Here is a 22,438-nt window from a genome sequence, read left to right on the forward strand (position 1 = left end):
CCACCCCTCATTCGAAAAAAAGTAATGCTTATGAAAAACATCCTAACTGCAATGTTGACGTTACTGCTGACAGTAACTGCTTCTTGGGTGTACGCCGATGCTGAGCCTGACTGGAAATCATTGGCCGATGAGTACACCTTAAAACCTCATCATCAAAAGCTAAAGTTCGATTGTGTCATGTGCCATCAGGGTAATGATCCAGAAGAGTTTGAGCCGCTAGAATCAGAAAGCTGTCTGTCATGCCATGGCAGTGCAAAGAAGGTAGCTGATCGGCTTCAGTTTATGGATCCCAATCACACGAACCCACACAACTCTTTCCATGACGGGTTATCTCTCGATTGCTATGAGTGCCACGCAGAACACGAACCTTCCACAAACCTTTGTGCAGACTGCCACACCACTACCTCTTGGATGGGTAAAGTGCCATAAGGAGACACTATGAATAAAAAATGGTTTATTGTGATCCTGCTGGCTATAGGTGGATTACTTGGTACAGGTGCCAGCCTTGTTACAGCGGAAATCGCCCATAGCACTGGTGATGCAGCGTTTTGCGGTTCCTGTCATTCGATGGAACCTATGGCGAATACCTTTAAGCTTGATGTACATGGAGGTAACAACAGCCATGGATTTGTGGCTCAGTGCGTCGATTGCCACCTTCCGCAAGATTCAGTTGTTAGTTACATGCTGGATAAAACCAAACATGGAATTAACGACGTCTTTGTCGAAAACTTCACTAATACAGATGAAATTGACTGGATAGCTCGCAGGGAGGAACGAGAACGATTTGTTTTTGACAGCGGCTGTTTAAGCTGTCATCAGGAGCTATTGGATAGAAAAGACGCTGAAAACCCCAAATCGCTACAAACACATGCTCACTATAAAAACCAGTTAGCGTCAGGGGATCCTATCCAGTGTGTCTCTTGTCACGTTACCGTAGGTCATAACGGGATGTTAAGAAGTGAACTGAATAAGCGCCATCCAGAATACTCTTTTAAGTCCAAATAGCCTGATACAAGCCGCCATGCTTCTTTAATGGCGGCTTTTTATAACGCTTCATTAACGCGGCTTGATAGCACACGACTGATCCACACTATCGTTTACTTGATACCCCAAAGCTAGAATTTGCTCGCGAATTGCATCGGCTTCACTGTATCGACCTTGCTGCTTCATTCGTTTACGCTGCTCAGCAAGGTGCTGAACTTGAGTGGGAATTGTTACTTGCTCTTCCCTACCAAGGTCGAGGCCAAATATTTGATCGAAATAGAGCAGCGTTGCTTTTTTGTTGGCTGGTTCTATTTCACTATCGATAACCTTCCATGCTAAAGCTAACGCTTGCGGCATATTCAAATCACGGTTGATACGAGCAAGAAACTCAGCTTTGAGCTGATCGTCGACAGCACCACCAGCAGGCATAACTGTGATTCTCTCTCTTAATCGACGGAGTGCTTTCTGTGCACCAGCCAACCCTTCCCATGTAAAGCTGAGATGACTACGATAGTGGCTGGTTAAGGTTAAATAGCGATAAGCCAGAGGCTCATAACCTTGGTCAATTAGACTTTCTAAACGCAGCGATACGCCAGACTTAGAGAGCTTCTCATTGTTAAGGTTCAAGAAGTAACCATGCATCCAAAAATTTGCCTGTACCTGTCCATTCTTGGCCTGGCATTGGGCTATTTCATTGGTATGGTGGACAGGAATATGATCTTCACCACCGATATGTATATCAAAGATTTCTCCTAAGTACTTCTCTGCCATCGCCGAACATTCAATATGCCACCCAGGGAAGCCATCTCCCCATGGACTTGACCACTCCATTTGCCTTTTCTGTCGGCCACTGAATTTCCATAGAGCAAAGTCCGTTGGATGCCTTTTCTCTGCCATATCGACACGAATCCCCGCTTCCAAACCGTGTTTGTCTAGTCGGGCAAGTTTCCCGTAATCAAATAGTTTTTCAGTATCAAAATAAAGACCATCGCTGGTTTGGTAGGTATAGCCTTTTTCTTCAAGCGACTGAATAAAATAAATTTGCTCTTGGATATGGTCGGTTGCACGGCAAGTGATGGAAGGCTGGATAATGTTAAGCCGTTCTAGATCTGCGAAGAAGGCATCTTCAAAAAATGTGGCAATATCCCAGGCCGACAGGTGTTGTTTCCGTGCCCCTTTTTCCATCTTATCTTCACCGCTGTCACCATCTGAAACCAAATGACCCACATCAGTTATATTCATTACATGATTAACCTGATACCCGTTAATTTGTAGCACACGCTTTAAAATATCTACGAATAAGTAGGTACGTAAATTACCGATATGTGCATAGTCATAAACTGTTGGGCCACATGCATAAAGCCCAACCTTCTTTGGGTCAATCGTATGGAACGGACTCAATGTCCTATTCAGCGTATTGAAGAGCTGGAGTGTCGGCTGTTTCATAAATCATATCCTTATAAATAGAAAAAGGCCGTGGATGTAAACATCAACGGCCTAGGTAATCGTGCGATAGCTTTGTGATTGATTTGCTATGTGATAGATACACGGAAGCGGCCGTAAATAAAATATTTACAGCAACAACATAGAAGGTAAGCGAACAGAGTTATCAGCATCATACTTTCTAAATTAAAATCGATGATTATAAAAAGCAACCTGAACAATGTGGGTGGCAGCTTGTACCACCAAGACTATATCTCACCGCAACAAATCTGATGCGGAGAGTTTTTTACACAGAAAGAAATTATTTATAATCATCCTCATAATCGCTCAGATTAATTCCCAACTCTTCGGCCACCTCTACCCAATATGGCTCAGCTTCGCAAACACAGCAATCACACCATGGTGCGATCCCTTCATGCATACTCATGTGTTTACCTTGACTCAAAGAGCGATGAGTCTGTTGAGTCCTCGCTTTACTGGGACCAGTTGACTCTGCAGCCATGAGATCCCCTCCTCATCTACTGGTTCATAATTCATTCTAATTTAAATATAGCCCCGTACTGTTTGGAACAGCTTATTTCAACAAGAATGATCTGACAAAAAAAATCCGAAACAATCACTCGTTTCGGATTTAATCAACCTCGCAAGTATGGTTATAGCTCTATCGCTTTGTTCTGGCTAAGCAGTTTCATCCCCTGGATATGCTTGAAGAACCATTTCACAATGGCCATCGCGGCGATAATAAGGCCGACAATCGGGATTGCACTAAGCGCCTTATCGAGAAAATCACTCCGCACCCAGTATTCCGCACCGGCTACCATGCCGCTTGTCGTTGCAGCCGTCACACCTAACACCACAAAAAAAGTAAAGAATAAAAAGAAGGTACGAATAATGGTGTAGTAGTGACTATATGTCAGTTCATCGGTGCCCTTATTCAGCTTATAAGCCGAATAAATTACGGCAACAATGCCTGAAATCATAAAGGTTAATGGCGTTAGAAAACTTGCAATATACGCAAAGCGCACACCACTTTTATTATCACTGGACATAAATGTAACCCGATATCTCTGACGTTAATACAATAATTATCACACGAATTTTTCGTACAGCAAGCGAGCCCTCGTATTACGATGATCCGGATCAAGCCTTTCCGCTAGAGTCCGCAATAACGACCTAAACGAACAAAGGCCTGACGATACCCTCGCCACTTCAAGGTTCAGAGTGAAGTTGCTTGGGTGCGACAATTACAGCTCTTCAGTCGGTTTTATAGTTTCACTGCCATCTTTGAGTAGTTTGTGCCCTTCCTGCAAATGGATAAAATCGACCAAATCATCACCGCTGACCTGAAAAGCCTGACCAAAGCCCTTTACAAACAAACCGTGGGTCGGCTCAAGACAGAACAAGGTGAAATCTTCCAGCCCACTCAGACCACCGACAATCTCTCCAAAGCGTACTTTTAACTCTGTAACCGCGTTAAACCAACGCGCACTATCTCGTTCAACCACAGCAACATTTGCCTCAAATGTCAGACGCTTACGCGCGTAAATTTCCTTTGCTCCCCCTTCGTCCTCGATCATCATCAAAGAAACTTGCTGATTCTCAAGCAAATTGCGAGCATGTTTGGCAATTTGACTTATCAACACATAATAGCCGTCTTCCAACAGAGCAAACGGCGCATAGCTCACATTAGGTTTACCCTCAGCATCCACAGTTGCTAATTGCAGGGTAAGGCAAGATTCACGAAATTCTTTAATTTCAGGACCGAGACGTTTTTGAAGGCGCTCTTGCTTTACTTGATTCATGCTACGTTTCTCCAATATTTTCCTATCAAGTTATAATGACGACCTATAACCTTAACTTGGCAGCAAATATACTTATCGTCTAATTACTATCGATGACGGCTACATTCAGGCTTATGCCTCACCTGCAAGGTTTTCAAAAATTATATGATGATTAATATGCACCTAATTGATATAAAATTGCATTGAGTTTGTTGATATCTATCAAGAATTTTAGGGTTGAGACACAGAAACGTTGCACTGTGCGCTACACTCAGTAGAATGTGAGCGCAAGCGATTACACAATGCAACGTCTAGTAGAAGACGAGAGAAAAAAGCCGCCCGTAAATGAAGCGGCTTTTTGGCGTTTTAGACGCGGTACCAAACAGAATAATAATCTGAATAGAGTCAGATTATTACTCTGTTTGGTACTTTTATTACAAGTGATTATGAAATGGTCGCCTCTGACCTCTGAACTTAAATTATTAGAAGAATAAATATGGCAACGATTAAAGATGTTGCACGTATGGCTGGTGTATCAACCACAACAGTTTCCCACGTGATCAACAAAACACGCTTTGTTGCAGAAGCAACACAGAAAAAAGTATTAGCGGCCGTAGACGAATTGAATTATGCGCCAAGTGCTGTTGCACGAAGTCTAAAGTGCAACACTACCCGTACAATCGGTATGCTAGTCACTAAATCTACCAACCCATTCTTTGCGGAAGTTGTGCATGGGGTGGAAGAGTATTGCTACGGCGAAGGTTACACACTGATCCTGTGTAATACCGAAGGTAATCTCGCCAAGCAATGCGATTACTTGCGCATGCTCGCTGAAAAGCGGGTTGATGGCCTACTGGTAATGTGCTCAGACTTAGACGAAAAGCTACTGGAACTGCTTGAGCGCAAAAAAGATCTACCGATGGTTATCATGGACTGGGGCCCGGAAAGCCCGCAAACCGATAAGATTCAGGATAATGCTGAACTTGGCGGCTATGTTGCAACTAAATACTTTATAGAGCACGGTCACAAAAAAATCGGTTGTCTGTCTGGTCACCCTGACAAATCAACTTGCCGTGAGCGCCTGAAAGGCTTTTATAAAGCGATGGATGAAGCGCAGCTTAGTGTCAACGAAGAGTGGTTGCTCGACGGCGACTTTGAGTGTGAGTCCGCGGTTATCGCGGCCAATAAATTCATCGCTATGGAAGATCGCCCAACAGCCATCTTCTGTTTCAACGACATTATGGCGATGGCATTAATTAGCACTTTCGAGCAGGCTGGTTTACGTGTTCCTGACGATATCTCACTTATCGGCTACGATAATATCGATTTGGCCCCCTATTTCTCTCCGCCTCTGACTACAATCCACCAGCCTAAGCGTCGCTTGGGCAAAACGGCAATTGAGATCCTAATGGAACGAGTCAAAGATAAAGAGCATGAACGCCGTATCTTTGAAATGGCACCAGAGCTTGTTGTTCGTAAATCAGTGAAAGACTTGAACGCCTAAACAGTCAAGTCGCCACGAAAAACCGATACTAGATATCGGTTTTTTTGTTGTAAATATTTTAAGGCATCTAGTCATCAGATAATCAAAAAAATCAACCTATTATTTGAAGTAAGATCACACTTTTAAAATTGGGAGCAAGTTCAAAAATACTATCTGAGATATGCTAAATAAGTCACGAACAAGGCAAACCATCCGAAAGGATGGGACGCAAAGCTTCCGGCCTAAAAGTAGTTAGTTTAGCTATAACTAAGTCTCTTATGGTAGCGGGGTTGCCGATGGATATAGCAAGAAGTGATGTCATGAATCCTGACATTTTCCTGACATAGCTTTTTTGTGAAATTTGCTAATCTGAAATCCTCGCTCTGTTGTTAGGTGACTCAAGATATTTTTCACCGAGAAGAAGCATGGACAAACCAGTACTTAAAGAATCACTACGATTATTCAGTTGTTTCGAGAATGTGAAGTCTCGCTCAATGTTTGGCGGTTTTGGTATATTCGCGGGTGAAACAATGTTTGCACTAGTTGTAAACGATAAGTTGCATCTACGCGCAAATGCTGAAAATGAAGAAGAATTTAAATTAGCTGGGCTTACACCTTATGTGTATAAAAAGCGCGGCTTTCCTGTAGTTACTAAGCATTACGCTATTCCGCAAGAATGGTGGAATGCCCCTGATAAAATTCTTTGCCAAGCCAAGCGTTCCTTCACTGCCGCCAAGCAAGATAAAGAAACCAAGAGCAAATCAGGTCCAAATCGTATTAAGGATTTGCCGAACCTACGCTTAGCCAATGAACGCATGCTGAAAAAAGCCGGCATTACCACAGTTGACGAACTCTTTGAAGCTGGCGCGCTGAATGCCTACAAGGCCTTGCAGCAAACCCACCAAGAGTCAGTTAATATCGAGTTATTATGGGCTTTGGAAGGCGCTGTTAGTGGCCAGCATTGGTCGGTAATCACTCAACGACGTCGTTCTGAGTTACTATCTGAACTACCGTCATCCTAAATTAGTAATGCATATTAAGAGAGGTGCTTAGGCACCTCTTTTTTATTATTGCGCGATTTATTATTGCGCGAATATACTCACCCAATTGAAATAAATATACGCGCATAGCTCTATGTGCATATATCTTTTTATTATCACTTTATTGCCCATCAGATGACAATTTATTGTCATAGAACGTCAAATATTGATACTTCTCACAAAGCTGTTCACAAATCAATCAATATACTTTTCTTCAAAGTCGCCACAAGTAGAATTGAGCTGTCATTCAAGCAGGAGGTTGTCATGCACTGTTCCAAGCCTTTTCCTGGACAAGCTGACCAGATGTTCAAAGACAAGTTTTGCAAGTGGCCAAAGCTCATGCGTGCTCTGGTGGTAATCAGCCTGATCCCGCCCACTGTGGCCCTGTTTATGGTATACCGACAATTTGCACCGTTAGATGCCCTAGATGACACGCTTAGCCTTACGATTGGTTTCAATATAATACTGCTGCTATGGGGTGTATTACTAAAAATTCGCTCAAGAAAATACTGGTACCGCAATTACCATATCGGTAAAACAATGGCGCTAGCAGTAATGCCACTACTTGCATCGGGTTATATCTTGCTACAGCAGCCAGAGGTGCCTGATATGGTCAAACAACAGAAAAACCGAGCTGTTTATATTTCACTCAACTAATCGAAACTAAAGATTTTTTTTGCTTTTCTGAAATTTTATTGCCTTTTATTCGGTCTCTGTCTCATACCAATCTAGTATTTTATTCGAACATTGTATCTATTAGATTGATATACTCGCTGTAGCATAATATTACAGCAGACAGGCATCATTAAGGGGCTCATGTGCGTATTCCAGCCAAGCAACACTATTCTTTTCTTATCCAGCCACTTCTTTGGCTACAAAAACGTCATTATGGCAACGTGCTGAACCCAGCACTACTTTGGGGCCGCCGCCCTACCCTTTTCTGGCTGGTTGCCGGTTTTTTTGGCTATCTGGATCGCAAATCGTCACCAGTTACGCCCACTGTACGTTCTTTAGTCTGTGTTCGTGTATCACAACTCAATGACTGCGAGTTTTGTGTTGATGCCAATGGTATGAAACTAGCCGAGCGTTGCGACTCGGTAGAGAAAATCAAAGCATTGGCCAACTGGCAATTCAGTGATCTTTTTGATCAGCAAGAGCAAGCAGTTCTTGCCTATGTCGAAGCTATCACCATCACTGGCCAGAAAGTAGATGAGGCCATGATTACGCAGTTAAAGCAGTGGTATAACGATGATGCTATCGTTGAGCTAACGGCTTTAATTGCTTTCCAAAATCTGTCGGCAAAATTTAACACTGCACTGGATGTGCCGAAACAAGATTTTTGTTCACTGCCTATTCAACCTCACGAAATACCAAAGCCCCAACAGAAATCATTTACCTCCCCATCGGACGATAATGAAAGGTAAAATCATGGATAGAAAAAAACTGCTATTACTCGGAGCAATAGCCAGCCTTATCGGGCTATGGTTCACCTTTGACCTTGGGCAATACCTCACCCTCGAACAAGCAAAAGCCCAGCAAATTGCACTGCAAGATACCATTGCCCAGCAACCGTTCTTATCAAGCACGGTATTTTTTGTTCTGTATGTCATCGTGACTGCTCTGTCGCTTCCGGGCGCCGCGATTATGACGCTATTGGGTGCTGCCTTATTCGGTTTTTGGTGGAGCCTGTTGCTAGTGTCTTTTGCCAGCACAATCGGAGCAACCTTGGCCTTCCTGTTCAGCCGATTTATTTTACGTGACTGGGTGCAGAATAAATTTGGCCACCGCTTGGCACCAATTAATGCAGGGATAGCCAAAGATGGTCCTATTTATCTGTTCACGTTGCGCCTGATCCCAGTCTTCCCGTTCTTCGTGATCAACCTGCTAATGGGCCTAACCCCGATTAGCACACGGATGTTCTACCTCGTTAGCCAAGTCGGGATGCTGGCCGGCACCATGGTATATATCAATGCAGGTACCCAACTCGGTGAAATTGACTCACTAAGCGGCATTATCTCGGCTCCGGTTCTGATTTCTCTGGCCCTGCTGGGGATATTTCCCCTTGTGGCCAAGTTCATAATCAACATAGTCAACCAGCGCCGCGTATATGCTAGCTGGCAGCGTCCGACACAATTCGACCAGAACATGGTTGTTATTGGTGCAGGAGCAGGCGGACTGGTCAGCTCTTATATTGCGGCAGCGGTAAAAGCTAAAGTTACGCTTATCGAGCGCCATAAAATGGGCGGCGATTGTTTGAATGCTGGCTGTGTTCCCTCTAAGGCTATCATTCGGGCCGCTCATACAATGGCGGAAATATCTCGTGCTCAAGAATTTGGTATTACAACCAGCAAGCCCGAAGTCGATTTCAAACAAGTCATGGCACGGGTGCATAATGTCATTGCCAAGATTGAGCCCCATGATTCAGTAGAGCGTTACTCTAAACTCGGTGTCAACTGCATTGCAGGGGACGCAAAAATCCTGTCGCCGTGGGAAGTGGAAGTCAATGGCGATCGGATCACCACCAGAAATATCGTTATCGCCACAGGTGCACGCCCGTTAGTGCCGGCAATCCCGGGACTTAATACGGTCAACTACCTGACATCCGATTCTATCTGGTCGCTCACAACACAACCTAAGCGCCTACTGGTACTCGGGGGCGGGCCAATCGGTTGTGAACTGGCACAAAGTTTCAGCCGTTTGGGCAGTGATGTAACATTAGTTGAAATGGCTGAGCAGCTGTTGATCCGCGAAGATAACGAAGCTTCCGAACTTGTAAGGCAAAGCCTGCATAATGACGGGGTAGACATAAAACTGAACCACCGGGCTATGCGCTTCGAATCTGTCACCGAACAAGACGGAACCCATATTCAGCGGGCATACCTTGATGTCGGCGATGAGAAACAAGTTATTGTCGAGTTTGATGCCGTGATGCTGGCACTGGGCCGTGTCGCCAACGTGCAAGGATTTGGCCTTGAAGAGCTAGGCATTACCACGACAGAGCGTGGCACAGTAAAAGTAAATGAGTACTTGCAGACCGAATACCCGAATATTTTCGCGGTTGGTGATGTGGCCGGGCCATTTCAACTTACCCATGCCGCCGCACATCAAGCATGGTATGCCGCAGTCAATGGCCTGTTCGGTCAATTCAAGAAATTCAAAACGGACTACTCGGTATTACCAGCGGCAACCTATACATCGCCGGAAGTTGCCCGGGTCGGGATCAATGAGAAAGAAGCCAAAACACAAGGTATTGATTATGAGGTCATCACTTATGGGATCGATGATCTTGACCGCGCCATCACAGATGGTGAAGATCGTGGATTCATTAAAGTTATTACGCCAAAAGGAAAAGACAAAATCCTCGGGGCAACCGTCGTCGGCAGCAATGCAGGCGAACTGCTGGCTGAATTTACCCTTGCGATGCGCCATGGTTTAGGGCTGAACAAGATCCTGGGTACTGTTCACCCCTACCCGACAATGAGTGAGGCGGCAAAATATACCGCGGGCGTCTGGAAGCAGGCGAATGCCCCTAAAGGCCTGCTCGCCTGGGTTGAGAAATATCACGGCTGGATGCGCAAAGAGAACCGCAGCCCAGAGGGAAGTACTAAGCCTTCCAATACCGAATTAAAAGAAGAAAGGGATATTTGATCACATGAAAAAATTACTGTTGGGTGTAGCTATTTCGCTAGCCTCGAGCCTGACCACCATTCAAGCCGAGACAGAGGTGTCGGCGGCTGACAATTGGCAGCAAACTGTTGCTAAAGCTCGGGGACAAACCGTGTACTTTAACGCTTGGGGTGGCAGCCAGGAAATCAATGACTACCTGCGCTGGGCAGGCCGTCAGCTTCAGTCACAATACGGTGTGACACTCAAGCACGTGAAGGTTGCCGATATTGCCGAAACGACCCAGCGTTTGCTGGCGGAGAAGACCGCAGGCAAAAATACTGGCGGCAGTGTCGATATGGTTTGGATCAATGGTGAAAACTTCCGTTCGATGAAGCAAAGCAACCTCCTCTACGGACCGTTCACCAAGCAACTACCAAACTGGGAGTTTGTTGATAAGTCTCTGCCTATAGACGAAGACTTTACCGAGCCGACGAATGGCCTTGAAGCACCTTGGGGCGTCGGTCAGCTGGTATTTATTCACGACAAGAAAACACTGAATAATCCTCCACAAAATTTCACCGAACTGTTGAGCTTGGCAAAAGCTTTTCCGGGTAAGGTGAGTTACCCGCAGCCGCCGGAATTTCACGGCAGCAGCTTCCTGAAAGCCGCACTTATCGAGCTAACTGACAATAAAGATGCACTGTACCTGCCTCTTGATACCAAAGCCGATAAAACCAAATTTGACCAAGTTACCGCACCGCTATGGCAATATCTGGATCAGCTACATCCGGTATCGTGGCAGGAAGGAAAACGCTTCCCGTCCGGCACCAGCGAAACAATCCAGTTGCTGGATGACAGACAGCTGTTGCTGGCAATTACCTTTAACCCCAATGCGGCAAATGCGGCCATAGAGCACGGTAATCTGGTAGAATCCGCGCAAACTTATGCCTTCAACCAAGGGGCACTGTCTAATATTCACTTTTTGGCCGTTCCATGGAATGCGTCGGCGAAAGAAGGGGCCTTGGTTGCGATTAACTTCCTGATGGGCCCTGAAGCACAGGTCCGCAAAGCGGACTCTTCGATTTGGGGCGATCCTTCTGTTTTGAAGCAGAGCGCGCTCGCAGATGGAGGTTCTCAAGGCTTCTCGCTGTTTAAGTCCATTCCCGAGCCTCACCCGAGCTGGCTTACGGCGCTGGAACTTGAGTGGCAAAAGCGCTACGGTAGCTAACATTGTATGGGTATTGGCCCTGATATTTCGGTGCTAATACCCATTCACTAGGTTTTTTATGATTCGTTTGCTGTACCTTTTCACCCTCGCCCTCTGCGCTCTGCCATTCGTGCCAGGCATTTTGGGTATCATTATTCCTGCGTTTTCGTGGCTACCATCTTTAGGACTAACAACACCGAATCTTTCTGCTTTTGCCGCTGTTGCCCAATGGCCCGGGCTGACTCAGTCCATATGGCTTACTTTATTCACAGGCCTTGGCAGTACAGGAGTAGCGATTTTATTTTGCTTCCTGATCCTAAAACAATACTGGAATAGCCCCCGCTGGCAGCATGTAGAGCACTCCCTCTCGCCCATGCTAGCGATGCCGCACGTCGCCTTTGCCATCGGCTTCGCATTCACGTTTTCCCCCGCAGGCTGGTTTTACCGCCTGCTTGAATCAATTGGATTTGATACCAATGGCTTATTCAGCTTGATAAAAGATCAATATGGCATTGGTCTCTTGCTTGCTCTCGCCATAAAAGAAACCCCATTTCTGTTACTAATGAGCATTTCTGTTCTTCAGCAGATTAAGGTGAATAGCCTTCAAGCCGTTGCTTCCGGGCTGGGATATAATCACAATGAAAGCTGGCTGAAGGTCATCTTGCCCCAATGGTTGCCGGGAATGCGACTACCAATCTTTGCGGTGGCCGCCTATGGCCTTTCTGTTGTCGACGTCTCGTTAATTCTGGGACCAACCAGGCCGCCAACATTCTCGATTCTTGTCTGGCAATGGTTCAATGAACCTGAGCTGACACTACTACCACGGGCGGCGGTCGGTGCAATCGTATTGTTAGCGATCGCCTTACTGAGCCTTGGGATCATCCGTGTTGCAGAGTGGTATCTGCTCCAATACTGCCGCCAGTGGCAAATTAATGGCCCAAGCAGAGTAAGGTCGAACGACAGCACTAATATGGCCTTGCTGCGACCTAAACGGCACTTTCCGAGCTACGCCCCTTTTATCTTGATACCAATTCTAGTTATTCCTGTATTGGTACTTTGGTCTTTTGCCCAACGTTGGCGATTCCCAGACTTGCTACCTAGTCGATATAGTCTTCGCTTCTGGCAACAAGAGTCTTTGTCACTTTTTGAGCTTGCCGCCAACAGTATCAGCCTTGCTCTGACTAGCAGTCTTTGCTCTCTAATATTGGCCGTTGCCTGTCTCGAATACCGCCAACAGTATCAGCGAGGAATACCCAGCTGGCTAATTGCGCTGCCAATGGTGCTGCCTCAGCTATCACTGTTGTTTGGTATTCAAATCACAACATTTTTCATTCCCGGGCAATGGTATTGGTTTTGGGTTGCATGGAGCCATCTATTTTTCGTCTTCCCGTATTTATACTTAGCGTTGGACGGCCCATGGCGAAACTATGACATTCGTCTTGACCAATCTGCACGCAGTCTAGGGCTAAACGGCTGGCAAACTTGGTGGCGGGTAAAACGCCCGCTTTTGCTACCGGCCATTTGGCTTGGCTTTGCTGTCGGGATTAGTGTCAGTCTCGCCCAGTATTTACCGACCCAGATGCTTGGTGCCGGCCGTATATCGACCCTAACCACAGAAGCCGTGGCACTTGGCAGTGGTCAGGATCGCCGCGTCAGCGCGATATATGGTCTGCTTCAGGGCGTTTTGCCCTTTATTTTCTTCACTATGGCTATCGCAGCAAATCGCTACTCTGCTCGCTTTACCCGACGAACTCAGCAACAACGGAGAGAAAGCCCAGATGACATTATCTGTGGAAAACCTCACTTTAAGTAATAATGAACAACACTTGTTTCAGCCGGTCAACTTCACTGTTGAACCTGGTAATGTTCTCACTTTGATGGGGCCAAGTGGCTGCGGTAAATCAACATTGCTCAGCGCCATCGCTGGTCACCTGAGTCCTGTCTTTTTACTCGAGGGAACCATTAGCCTTAATGGACTAAGTATGATTGAAATGGCCCCCGACCAGCGGCGTATCGGCATTTTATTCCAAGATGACCTCTTGTTTCCGCACTTAAATATATGGGAAAACCTTGCATTCGGTTTACCTAAAACGATTCGAGGTACGGCTCGCAAAGAGAAGGCCATTGCAACACTGCAACAAATTGGACTGCGCGAGTTAGCCGGCAAAATGCCGACTGAAATATCGGGAGGGCAACGCGCCCGTATTAGCTTAATGCGTATGTTATTGTCTGAGCCTCATACGGTTTTGCTTGATGAGCCATTTAGCAAGCTCGACAAAGCCCTGCGCAGCGAATTTAGAGACTTTGTGTTCGAACAGATCAGACAGCAACAAGTTCCTGCATTGATGGTAACCCATGACGATGACGATATTCCCGATGGTGGCAGTGTACTTCGCTGGCCATGGGCTGAATCCCCCCAAGAAGGAAGAGGACTCCTATGTTAGATCGCTACGCCATCAAAGTAATTCGATGGCCTTTACAGACATTTTCAGCCCTGCCAGACAAGTTGGGAATTACGGCTAACCAAATAACACTGGCTGGTTTTGCTATCGGAATGCTTGCATTGCCTTCTCTGATATTGCAGGAATACCTCTGGGCGCTTGCTTTTATACTCCTTAACCGGATATTCGACGGCCTCGACGGTGCAGTGGCGCGGCGACAGGGGATCTCCGATTGCGGCGGTTTTTTGGATATTACCCTCGATTTCCTATTTTACTCAATGGTGCCATTTGGGTTTGTGCTCGCCAATCCCGATGCCAATGCGGTTGCCGGTGCCTTCTTGATCTTTTCATTTATTGGGACGGGATCGAGCTTTCTGGCCTTTGCTATTATGGCAAGCAAACGCAATATCGAAAGTCCGGTATATAAACAAAAATCACTGTACTACATAGGCGGTTTAACCGAAGGCACCGAGACCATCAGCTGTTTTATCCTATTTTGTCTGCTGCCACAGCACTTTGCCACTATCGCATGGATATTTGGCACCCTTTGCTGGATCACCACCAGCACCAGGATTTTTGCTGGTTATCAAACACTTAAACAAGCAAGCTAACTGACGATACCCACGCTTCTTCAAGATGCCGGACTCACTCCCATAGGGTAAGTTGACTGAGGGAGTTTGGGTATAAACAAGAATAAACCACCGTTCTACTTGTCTTCAATCAAGATACCGCTACAATCACCGCCTAACATTGACAAGCGAACACTGAAACTATGAACCGTAAGAAAAAAATTAACGAGGCCCTGAAAAAAAGGCAGAAGAAGACAAGCGCGAAGCTTCATCGCAGTAACAAGCCTCGCTACATCTCAAAAGCCGACCGTGCCAAGATGGAAGCCGAAGCGGCGCAAAACCAAGATGCCGAATCACAGCAGGAAGAGCATCAACGCGCGACAGAAGAAGGCCAACAAGAGCCAACAGGCGAATAATATTCTCACCAAAATTTTGAAAGCTCGCACGATAAATCCTGCGAGCTTTCTTGGCTACCTTATCGCATCCATTCGCGGTGAAGCTGCTCACTGTCACCCAAATATTCAAGCAGCCAATCAATAGCTGGATTTCGGCTCTCCTTGTTCCAGGCCAAACAACATGGGCTCACCGGCGGTTTATTTGCCAACTGCTTCTCAACCAGTTCACCGGCATCAATCCTAGGCTGTGCCATATGCTCCGGAACAACACTCACCCCAAGCCCGGCTTTCAGGCACTGAATGGCACTGTACCAGTTTGGCACCATGAGTCGACGCTGGTTATCCATCACCCAGGTAACACGTTTGGGCAGCACCCGGGAGGTATCCTCAATACATATTGCCGGGTATTTCATGAGTTCTTCGGGTTCAATATCATTATCCGCAGCAGCCAACGGATGATCGGGGGCAGTAACAAACTTCCAGTACAGCGTCCCCATGTCCCGATAATCAAACGAACCACTAACCGGCACCGCTGCCGTTGCCCCAATAACAAGATCTGCACGGCCATCGGCCAATGCATCCCACACTCCGTTAAATACCTCCATCGACAAGTGCAGCTCAACGTCGGGAAACTCACGGTAAAAATCTCTGACCAGGGTATTAACCCGGCTTTCCCTCACAACAGTATCAAGTGCAACCGACACACTCTGCGACCAACCATTCGCAACCCGCTGGGTTTGCGATTTCATCTGTTCCATCCGCTTGAGCAGATCCCGCGCCTCCTCGACAAAAAACTCACCAGCGGGGGTAAGCTGTACTTGTCGGTGCAATCTAACAAATAAATCAACAGCAAGACGCTCTTCAATAAGCCGAACCGTGTAACTTATTGCACTTGGAACCTTATGCAACTCCTCTGCCGCAGCCGAAAAACTTCCTCTTCTGGCAACAACATCAATAACTTGCAAATCGTTGTATGAAAACATATCAAATCAAATTTTTTGAAAGCAATGTTGAAATATTACCGTTTCACAGCAACGAAAAGCAAGATTAAACTTGCCGCAAATGTAATACATATGAAGTTTCCTTTTATGAACAAACAACCTTCAAAAATCACTCTATTATGGTTTGCATGTCTAAGTATGCTTGGTTATCTTGCAACAGATATGTACCTGCCTGCTTTTGAAACAATGCGGTCAGATTTCGATACATCACAGTCACTTATAGGTTTATCGCTAAGTGTTTTCCTATTGGGTATGGCGTTAGGCCAACTGATCTACGGCCCGCTCTCCGACCGTATCGGCCGCATTAAAGTGTTGATGGGGGGAATGATCTTGTTCAGTGCAGCATCGGTACTGTGTGCTTTTGCTCCTAATGTCGAATTCATGCTAGTGGCTCGTTTTGCCCAGGCATTAGGTGCCTGCAGTGCAACAGTTATCTGGCAGGCTGTGGTTATTGACCGCTATGAAGGCAAGGTCTCTGAGCGCGTATTTGCAACCATTATGCCTCTTGTTGCGCTTTCTCCAGCACTTGCTCCTCTTGCGGGAGCCTTGCTTGAAGGCCAATTTGGCTGGCGCAGCATTTTTGTCGCACTTGTTGGTTTTGGTGCAATTTTGTCCATAATGACACTTAAAGAACCTGAAAGCGCCAATTTGGACAAGAAACAGGAAAAAGTGACTGTTCAGCTGCGTCGTGATTACCAGCAAATCTTAAGCTCAAAAAAATTCATTGGTAATATGATGATTTTTGCAGCCTGCTCTGCAGCTTTCTTCGCCTATCTAACTGGCTCACCGTTTGTAATGTCGGCAATGGGCTATTCAGGTGCTGATATCGGCCTAAGTTACGCACCGCAAACCGTCGCGTTTATTATTGGTGGTTATGGCTGCCGTTCTTTGCTGAACAAATTTGATAGCCAGCAAATTTTACCTTGGATTCTTAAGCTGTTTGTTACCAGCGTAACAGTTATGTTCCTGATTTCTGTCAATACTGAGCCAACAACCATCTGGCCAATCTTGCTGCCTTTCTGCCTGCTGGCAGTTGCTAACGGTGCTATCTACCCGATCATCATCAGCAAAGCATTGGAAGACTTTAAAAGCTGTAGTGCAACGGCTGCCGGGCTACTTAACTTCCTGCAGACAATGGTGTGCTTCGCAGCAAGCGGCATCGTGTCGGCATTCTCTGGCCATGGGTTGATCACAGTCACCACCTCTATGTTCGTGACTGCCTTTATTGCTCTGATTGGCTATGCACTGGTTGTACAAGCTCGTCGCCAAGTAGTACAACACGCTCAAACTGCATAAAATTCCATACCTGTTCGTCTTATCCTTCTAGGCCACCTTCGGGTGGCCTTGTTATACCAGCCTCTAGACATTGCCCCCTTACTGTCGAAAATGACTAAAATCTCACGCCCATCTTCCTACCCTCTCCTCCCAGCTTGTTTCTGTTTAACATGCCTTCTGTAATAGACTGGCTTTATCAGTCACAAACACCGCGGAATGAACATTTAATAAACAAACATATAACACATTGGATTATTTATACATTTTTCTTGCATAAGATCTCACTTTGGGTAATATAAAAAACCAGTGACAATTAATGCAGTATGTCAGCATGAGTATTCAAGTAAGCAGTATCAACAAATTCTACGGAACCACACAGGTTCTTCACGATGTGAACTTCAGCTGTGACAAGGGCGATACTTTGGTATTACTCGGTCCTAGCGGTGCCGGTAAAAGCTCATTGCTACGCATCCTGAATCTTCTTGAAACCGCCAGCAGCGGTGAACTACATATTGCCAATGAAAACTTCGACTTCCGTTCAGCCGTTCAAGAAAAAGACGGACTGAAATTACGTCGCAAAGTTGGCATGGTATTTCAGCAATACAACCTATGGCCTCATTTGACAGTACTGGAAAACCTGATTGAAGCACCTGTCAAAGTGGCGGGAATGCATAAAGAAGCGGCAAAGCAGGAAGCGTTGACGATCCTCTCTACCCTTCAGCTGGCCGATAAAATCAATGCCTGGCCACTGCAGCTGTCAGGCGGCCAGCAACAGCGAGTGGCAATTGCTCGTGCTTTAATGATGAAACCGGATGTTTTGCTTTTCGATGAACCTACGGCTGCTCTGGATCCAGAGATAACCAATCAGGTCGTCAAAATCATCAATGAACTCAGTGAGACCGGGATTACTCAGGTCGTCGTGACTCATGAGGTCGATTTCGCACGAAAAATTGCCAGCCATGTTTTATACCTTGAACAAGGTCGAATTATCGAACATGGCACCAAAGAGGCTTTCGTCAAACCTGTTACCCCGGAATTTGCCGAATACCTGACACACTGATTTAAGTCTTAAAGCTTGACCCTTATAACCTGACAACCCAATTTCTTCTGCATCATTTCTATCAACGATGCAGGGCACAGTTACGCACGGAGTATCGCGATGAAAAAGATCTTACTAGCTTCCCTAATCGGCCTGGCCTCAACCCAGGTTGCAGCACAGGAAGAAATCAAGTTTGCAATGGAAGCGACTTACGCCCCTTTTGAATATGTAGATCAAAATAATCAAATTCAGGGTTTTGACGTCGATCTAGCGAACGCTCTTTGTGAAGAGATCAAAGCGAAATGTTCTTTCCATAATCAGCCTTTTGACAGCCTGATCCCGGCTCTCAAATTCCGTCGTTACGATGCAGCCATTTCTGGTATTGATATTACCGAGCAGCGTTTGCAACAAGTTAACTTTACCGATGCCTACTATGAAAACTCAGCGGCATTTGTCGCCATTGAGGGCAAACTCGCTAGCAAAAAAGCCTTGGACGGCAAACGCATAGGTGTTCAAAACGGCTCTACTCATCAAAGTTACCTGACAGAGCAAATGAATGGTGTTACTGCGGTTCCTTATGCTAGTTACCAAGACGCGTTTATTGACATGCAAAACGGCCGTATCGACTCTGTATTTGGTGACACGGCAGTTGTTACTGAATGGTTCGAGAAAAACAACAAACTAACTTACGTTGGCGATCAAGTAACCAACGCCAAGTATTTTGGCAATGGTTTTGGTATTGCCGTAAACAAGAACAATCAAGAGCTGGTAGACAAACTGAACGCAGCACTGAAAACAGTTAAAGCTAACGGTAAGTACCAGGTAATCTTCGACAAGTACTTCGGTAAGTAATATGGCGTTATCAGGTTATGCGCTTACCCTGGCAGAGGCTGGCTGGCTGACGATACAGCTGGCTTTTGCCAGTCTGTTGGTAGGACTCGTATTGGCTGTATTCTTTGCCGGCGGCGAAATGTCTCGCTATCGTGTGCTTTCTTGGCCAACGACAGCACTGGTTACTATCCTGCGAGGCCTTCCGGAGCTACTGGTCGTTTTGTTTATATTCTTTGGCTCGACTCAGGTACTGTTCATTCTGACCGGCGATTATGTGGAAGTCAGCCCATTTCTGTCTGGTGTCATTGCCCTTTCGCTCATTTTCGCAGCCTATGCGGCACAAACATTACGGGGCGCATTAAAAGCAGTACCGAATGGGCAGCGGGAAGCAGCCAGTGCTCTGGGGATAAGCAAGCAACGTGCTTTTATCCGTGTCGTTCTTCCTCAAGCAGTTCGTCACGCACTGCCCGGGCTGACCAACCAATGGTTGGTTCTGCTCAAGGATACGGCGCTGGTATCTCTGATTGGTGTTACTGACTTGCTAAAACAAGCCCAGTTAACGGCTGCCGCAACCCATGAAAGTTTTACTTGGTACGCCTGTGCCGCAGCTATCTATCTGGTGATCACTCTGATCACTCAACGCGTTGTCAAGCGCATGGATAAAAAGTTCAGTTCCCAGGGACTAGGCAACGCACAAGGAGCCTCAGCATGAACCAACAACATGTCTGGCAGCTGTTCGAAGGCCTTGTCACCAGTATCGAACTAACCGCGGTATCATTATTGGTTGGATGTACCCTGGCTCTGTTGATGACAGTAACATTGATCTTGCGTACCCCTATTGTTCATTGGCTAAGCCGGGGGTTAATCACCCTATTTACTGGCACGCCATTACTGGTACAGATTTTCCTTATCTATTATGGACCAGGGCAATTTGAAGCGGTACGTGAGAGTGTTTTCTGGCTCTGGCTTAGCCAGCCTTGGTTCTGTGCAATGTTAGCACTGGCGCTAAATACAGCGGCCTACAGCACACAACTATTCCGAGGTGCCTTTAATGCCATTCCGGCTGGACAATGGCACGCTTGCCAAGCGTTAGGTATGGATAAGAAAGCAACGCTAAGTGTGTTACTGCCTTATGCTATCCGTCGTGCAGTACCGGCCTACTCCAATGAAGTGATTTTATTGTTCAAGGGTACATCACTTGCGAGCACAATCACCATCATGGACATCATGGGCTACGCTCAGCGTATCAATGCTCAAACTTATGACACACTCGTTGTTTTTGGCGTGGCAGGCCTTTTCTATTTAGTCATAAACGGAATTCTAACAATCGCCTTTCGTCGAGTTGAAAAGAAAGCACTGGCATTTGAAGTGACTCATTAATATCACGATAGGCGGCATACAATATTATTTCGACCAGTCACAATTGTGGCTGGTTTTTTATTTATTAGGAAATAAACTTCACCAACCAATAAAACAAATGAGATTTATTACCATTAATTCTATGTATTATCTGTTATTCTTTCCATAATATGCATATTAACACTTATTAATAATTCCCTGCCCTTTATGGTAATTGGAAATATATGTTAAATCACTAATATCGTTAATGCATAATCACAAGGTTATAAACACCGTTTACAACCAGTAAGAAACAACCCTACTGCAACACCCTCTTAACAACAGTAACAAACCACAAACATTTAGCAGGTCGATTATATTTTATAATGTTATTAACATTTATTAATAAGAAACCATATATAAACACAACCATTTTATTCTTATTCATCTTTCCGTTGAAGATCAAAAAACCCAGCAATTAAATATATTAATACGCCCGGGCTAATTGAATCACTGCGAATATATTTTATGATCTAATTAAAAATAGAATTGTAAAATCTCTTCTTTGTTTTTTGTTCAACTAATAATTATACAGGTAGCTCTATGAACAATGGCATTAGCACAGCAAGCCAGGACAAGCAAAAGCTTGAATGGCGAACTTTCTTTTTAATTACAGTCGTTCTCTTCCCGGTTCTCAGTGTCATGACTGTGGGTGGATACGGATTCTTCGTTTGGATGATGCAGATCTTTTTCCTTGGTCCTCCAGGTCACGGCGGCTGATCCCTTCACGACATTAACCAGAATCAACAATAAGAGAACCCAATATGAAATCATTTCTAACTAAAACTTGGCGGACATTATCCCGTCCAAGTATCCATATCAGTCTCGGAGTACTGACACTAGGCGGATTTCTCGCCGGTATTATTTTTTGGGGTGGATTTAATACTGCACTAGAAGCAACCAATACCGAAGAATTCTGTGTCGGCTGCCACGCTGAAAATATCGCACCTGAATACGAAGGTACGATCCACGACCAGAACCGTTCAGGTGTTCGTGCAACTTGCCCTGATTGTCACGTACCTCACGATTGGACATCAAAAGTCGCTCGTAAGATCCAAGCAAGTAAAGAAGTGTTTGCCCACTTTGCCGGCTTTATTGATACCCCAGAAAAATTTGAAGACCGACGAATTGTCCTAGCTCAACACGAATGGGATCGCTTTAGCTCAAACAAATCTTTGGAATGTCGCAACTGCCACGACTACGACGGTATGGACTTCACGAAAATGTCTCCGACCGCACGTATCCAGATGAAACAAGCAAAAGAGCGTGATCAAAGCTGTCTTGATTGCCACAAAGGCATCGCCCACCACCTTCCAGAAAATATGGACAGCACTGGCGGCATGATTTCTCAGCTTGAACAATTGGCTTCTAACACCAAATTTACCAATGGCGAAGAATACGTCAGTGTTCGCCATCTACCTCTTTATCAAGAAAAAAGCCTATCAACGGAAGCCGGCCTACTCAATCCAGCATCTTCAGTGAAAGTCATCGACCAATCTGGCGATGCAATTCAAATTGAAGTCTCTGGCTGGCGTAAAGACAAGGGCTTTGGCCGAGTTATTCAGGAAGACTTTGGTATGAATATCGCGGTTGCCTCTCTGTTGAAAGAGTCTGCAACTAACGATCAGATCGTCGAAAAATTCGAGCGCAAAGAAGATGACCTCACTGGCCTGCCTTGGCAACGTGTTACCGCCAAGCTTTGGATGAAGAAAGAAGCCCTCCTTGACGATGTACAGCCAATCTGGGAGCAGGCTAAACAATCTTACCAGACTAACTGTTCAGTGTGTCACACCCAGCCAGATGAAGCGCACTTTGATGCCAACACTTGGCCTGGCATGTTCAACGGCATGATGGCATTCGTTAACTTCGATACCGACAGCAAATCGCTGGTACTGAAGTATCTACAAAAGCATTCATCAGATTTTTCTGACGGCAACCACTAAGC

24 protein-coding genes and 1 riboswitch are annotated in these 22,438 nt (G+C 45.7%); of the genes, 19 read left to right on the forward strand and 5 right to left on the reverse strand.

Going from position 1 to position 22,438, the window contains the following annotated elements; all coding sequences use genetic code 11:
- Window positions 1-30 precede the first annotated feature (30 nt).
- Both EDI28_RS05625 and EDI28_RS05630 read left to right on the forward strand, forming a co-directional pair.
- On the forward strand, window positions 31-429 hold the full coding sequence (locus EDI28_RS05625) for a cytochrome c3 family protein (protein ID WP_164918472.1): 399 nt from the start codon (window positions 31-33) through the stop codon (window positions 427-429).
- Between the two features lie 9 nt (window positions 430-438).
- Window positions 439-1,005, forward strand: a complete 567-nt coding sequence (locus EDI28_RS05630; protein WP_128782817.1) for a cytochrome c3 family protein — start codon at window positions 439-441, stop codon at window positions 1,003-1,005.
- 51 nt (window positions 1,006-1,056) lie between these two features.
- On the opposite strand, the gene cysS is transcribed toward EDI28_RS05630, so the two are convergent.
- The 4 genes from cysS to hutZ all read right to left on the reverse strand — a co-directional run bounded on the left by cysS (window position 1,057) and on the right by hutZ (window position 4,229).
- Window positions 1,057-2,430 carry a cysteine--tRNA ligase gene (cysS, locus tag EDI28_RS05635; protein WP_128782818.1) on the reverse strand — a complete coding sequence of 458 codons (1,374 nt, stop codon included), beginning with the start codon at window positions 2,428-2,430 and terminating at the stop codon, window positions 1,057-1,059.
- Window positions 2,431-2,728: 298 nt separating this feature from the next.
- Window positions 2,729-2,854, reverse strand: coding sequence for a hypothetical protein (locus EDI28_RS27520; RefSeq protein WP_267899999.1), 126 nt, complete (start codon window positions 2,852-2,854; stop codon window positions 2,729-2,731).
- A 226-nt stretch (window positions 2,855-3,080) separates the two neighbouring features.
- Window positions 3,081-3,476 (reverse strand): hypothetical protein, encoded by a 396-nt coding sequence (locus tag EDI28_RS05640; RefSeq protein ID WP_128782819.1) that lies wholly within the window; start codon window positions 3,474-3,476, stop codon window positions 3,081-3,083.
- Between the two features lie 195 nt (window positions 3,477-3,671).
- A complete protein-coding gene (hutZ, locus tag EDI28_RS05645) occupies window positions 3,672-4,229 on the reverse strand; it encodes a heme utilization protein HutZ (protein ID WP_128782820.1) in 558 nt (185 codons plus the stop codon).
- Window positions 4,230-4,704: 475 nt separating this feature from the next.
- On the opposite strand from hutZ, the gene purR reads away from it, so the two are divergent.
- The 10 genes from purR (at window position 4,705) to EDI28_RS05695 (ending at window position 14,970) form a co-directional block, all read left to right on the forward strand.
- The gene (purR, locus tag EDI28_RS05650) at window positions 4,705-5,712 is read left to right on the forward strand and encodes an HTH-type transcriptional repressor PurR (protein ID WP_128782821.1); all 1,008 of its coding nucleotides are present in this window, start codon (window positions 4,705-4,707) and stop codon (window positions 5,710-5,712) included.
- Window positions 5,713-5,884: 172 nt separating this feature from the next.
- Window positions 5,885-5,989: riboswitch (cyclic di-GMP riboswitch) on the forward strand.
- Between the two features lie 127 nt (window positions 5,990-6,116).
- Window positions 6,117-6,713, forward strand: a complete 597-nt coding sequence (locus tag EDI28_RS05655) for a TfoX/Sxy family DNA transformation protein (RefSeq protein WP_128782822.1) — start codon at window positions 6,117-6,119, stop codon at window positions 6,711-6,713.
- A 282-nt stretch (window positions 6,714-6,995) separates the two neighbouring features.
- Window positions 6,996-7,388, forward strand: coding sequence for a hypothetical protein (locus EDI28_RS05660; protein ID WP_233353279.1), 393 nt, complete (start codon window positions 6,996-6,998; stop codon window positions 7,386-7,388).
- Between the two features lie 161 nt (window positions 7,389-7,549).
- Complete coding sequence (locus EDI28_RS05665; RefSeq protein WP_128782823.1) at window positions 7,550-8,155, forward strand: carboxymuconolactone decarboxylase family protein; 606 nt, start codon at window positions 7,550-7,552, stop codon at window positions 8,153-8,155.
- A 4-nt stretch (window positions 8,156-8,159) separates the two neighbouring features.
- Window positions 8,160-10,379, forward strand: coding sequence for a dihydrolipoyl dehydrogenase family protein (locus EDI28_RS05670; RefSeq protein ID WP_128782824.1), 2,220 nt, complete (start codon window positions 8,160-8,162; stop codon window positions 10,377-10,379).
- A gap of 4 nt (window positions 10,380-10,383) precedes the next feature.
- Window positions 10,384-11,565: an ABC transporter substrate-binding protein gene (locus EDI28_RS05675; protein ID WP_128782825.1), complete on the forward strand. Its 1,182-nt coding sequence runs from the start codon at window positions 10,384-10,386 to the stop codon at window positions 11,563-11,565.
- 58 nt (window positions 11,566-11,623) lie between these two features.
- Window positions 11,624-13,357, forward strand: coding sequence for an ABC transporter permease (locus EDI28_RS05680; RefSeq protein WP_128782826.1), 1,734 nt, complete (start codon window positions 11,624-11,626; stop codon window positions 13,355-13,357).
- Entirely contained in the window at window positions 13,323-13,988 is a 666-nt protein-coding gene (locus EDI28_RS05685) for an ATP-binding cassette domain-containing protein (protein WP_128782827.1), read from the forward strand. Before EDI28_RS05680 ends, EDI28_RS05685 begins: the two co-directional genes overlap by 35 nt.
- Entirely contained in the window at window positions 13,982-14,596 is a 615-nt protein-coding gene (locus EDI28_RS05690; protein WP_128782828.1) for a CDP-alcohol phosphatidyltransferase family protein, read from the forward strand. Before EDI28_RS05685 ends, EDI28_RS05690 begins: the two co-directional genes overlap by 7 nt.
- A gap of 161 nt (window positions 14,597-14,757) precedes the next feature.
- Window positions 14,758-14,970, forward strand: a complete 213-nt coding sequence (locus tag EDI28_RS05695; RefSeq protein ID WP_128782829.1) for a DUF2986 domain-containing protein — start codon at window positions 14,758-14,760, stop codon at window positions 14,968-14,970.
- 59 nt (window positions 14,971-15,029) lie between these two features.
- Here the strand turns inward: EDI28_RS05695 and punR are convergent, their stop codons facing one another.
- Window positions 15,030-15,932, reverse strand: a complete 903-nt coding sequence (punR, locus tag EDI28_RS05700; RefSeq protein ID WP_128782830.1) for a DNA-binding transcriptional activator PunR — start codon at window positions 15,930-15,932, stop codon at window positions 15,030-15,032.
- Between the two features lie 105 nt (window positions 15,933-16,037).
- Between punR and punC the strand changes: the two genes are divergently transcribed.
- The 7 genes from punC (at window position 16,038) to torC (ending at window position 22,436) form a co-directional block, all read left to right on the forward strand.
- Window positions 16,038-17,246, forward strand: coding sequence for a purine nucleoside transporter PunC (gene punC, locus EDI28_RS05705; protein WP_128783006.1), 1,209 nt, complete (start codon window positions 16,038-16,040; stop codon window positions 17,244-17,246).
- A gap of 310 nt (window positions 17,247-17,556) precedes the next feature.
- Complete coding sequence (gene artP, locus EDI28_RS05710; protein ID WP_128782831.1) at window positions 17,557-18,285, forward strand: arginine ABC transporter ATP-binding protein ArtP; 729 nt, start codon at window positions 17,557-17,559, stop codon at window positions 18,283-18,285.
- A 99-nt stretch (window positions 18,286-18,384) separates the two neighbouring features.
- Entirely contained in the window at window positions 18,385-19,116 is a 732-nt protein-coding gene (locus tag EDI28_RS05715) for a lysine/arginine/ornithine ABC transporter substrate-binding protein (protein WP_128782832.1), read from the forward strand.
- Window position 19,117: 1 nt separating this feature from the next.
- Window positions 19,118-19,807: an arginine ABC transporter permease ArtQ gene (gene artQ / locus EDI28_RS05720; protein ID WP_128782833.1), complete on the forward strand. Its 690-nt coding sequence runs from the start codon at window positions 19,118-19,120 to the stop codon at window positions 19,805-19,807.
- On the forward strand, window positions 19,804-20,475 hold the full coding sequence (artM, locus tag EDI28_RS05725; protein ID WP_128782834.1) for an arginine ABC transporter permease ArtM: 672 nt from the start codon (window positions 19,804-19,806) through the stop codon (window positions 20,473-20,475). Before artQ ends, artM begins: the two co-directional genes overlap by 4 nt.
- 561 nt (window positions 20,476-21,036) lie before the next feature.
- A complete protein-coding gene (gene torE / locus EDI28_RS05730; RefSeq protein ID WP_128782835.1) occupies window positions 21,037-21,213 on the forward strand; it encodes a trimethylamine N-oxide reductase system protein TorE in 177 nt (58 codons plus the stop codon).
- Between the two features lie 44 nt (window positions 21,214-21,257).
- On the forward strand, window positions 21,258-22,436 hold the full coding sequence (torC, locus tag EDI28_RS05735; RefSeq protein ID WP_128782836.1) for a pentaheme c-type cytochrome TorC: 1,179 nt from the start codon (window positions 21,258-21,260) through the stop codon (window positions 22,434-22,436).
- Window positions 22,437-22,438 lie beyond the last annotated feature (2 nt).

The sequence above is a fragment of the Photobacterium chitinilyticum genome (assembly GCF_004104355.1).
In the GTDB taxonomy this organism is placed as follows: Bacteria; Pseudomonadota; Gammaproteobacteria; order Enterobacterales; family Vibrionaceae; genus Photobacterium; species Photobacterium chitinilyticum.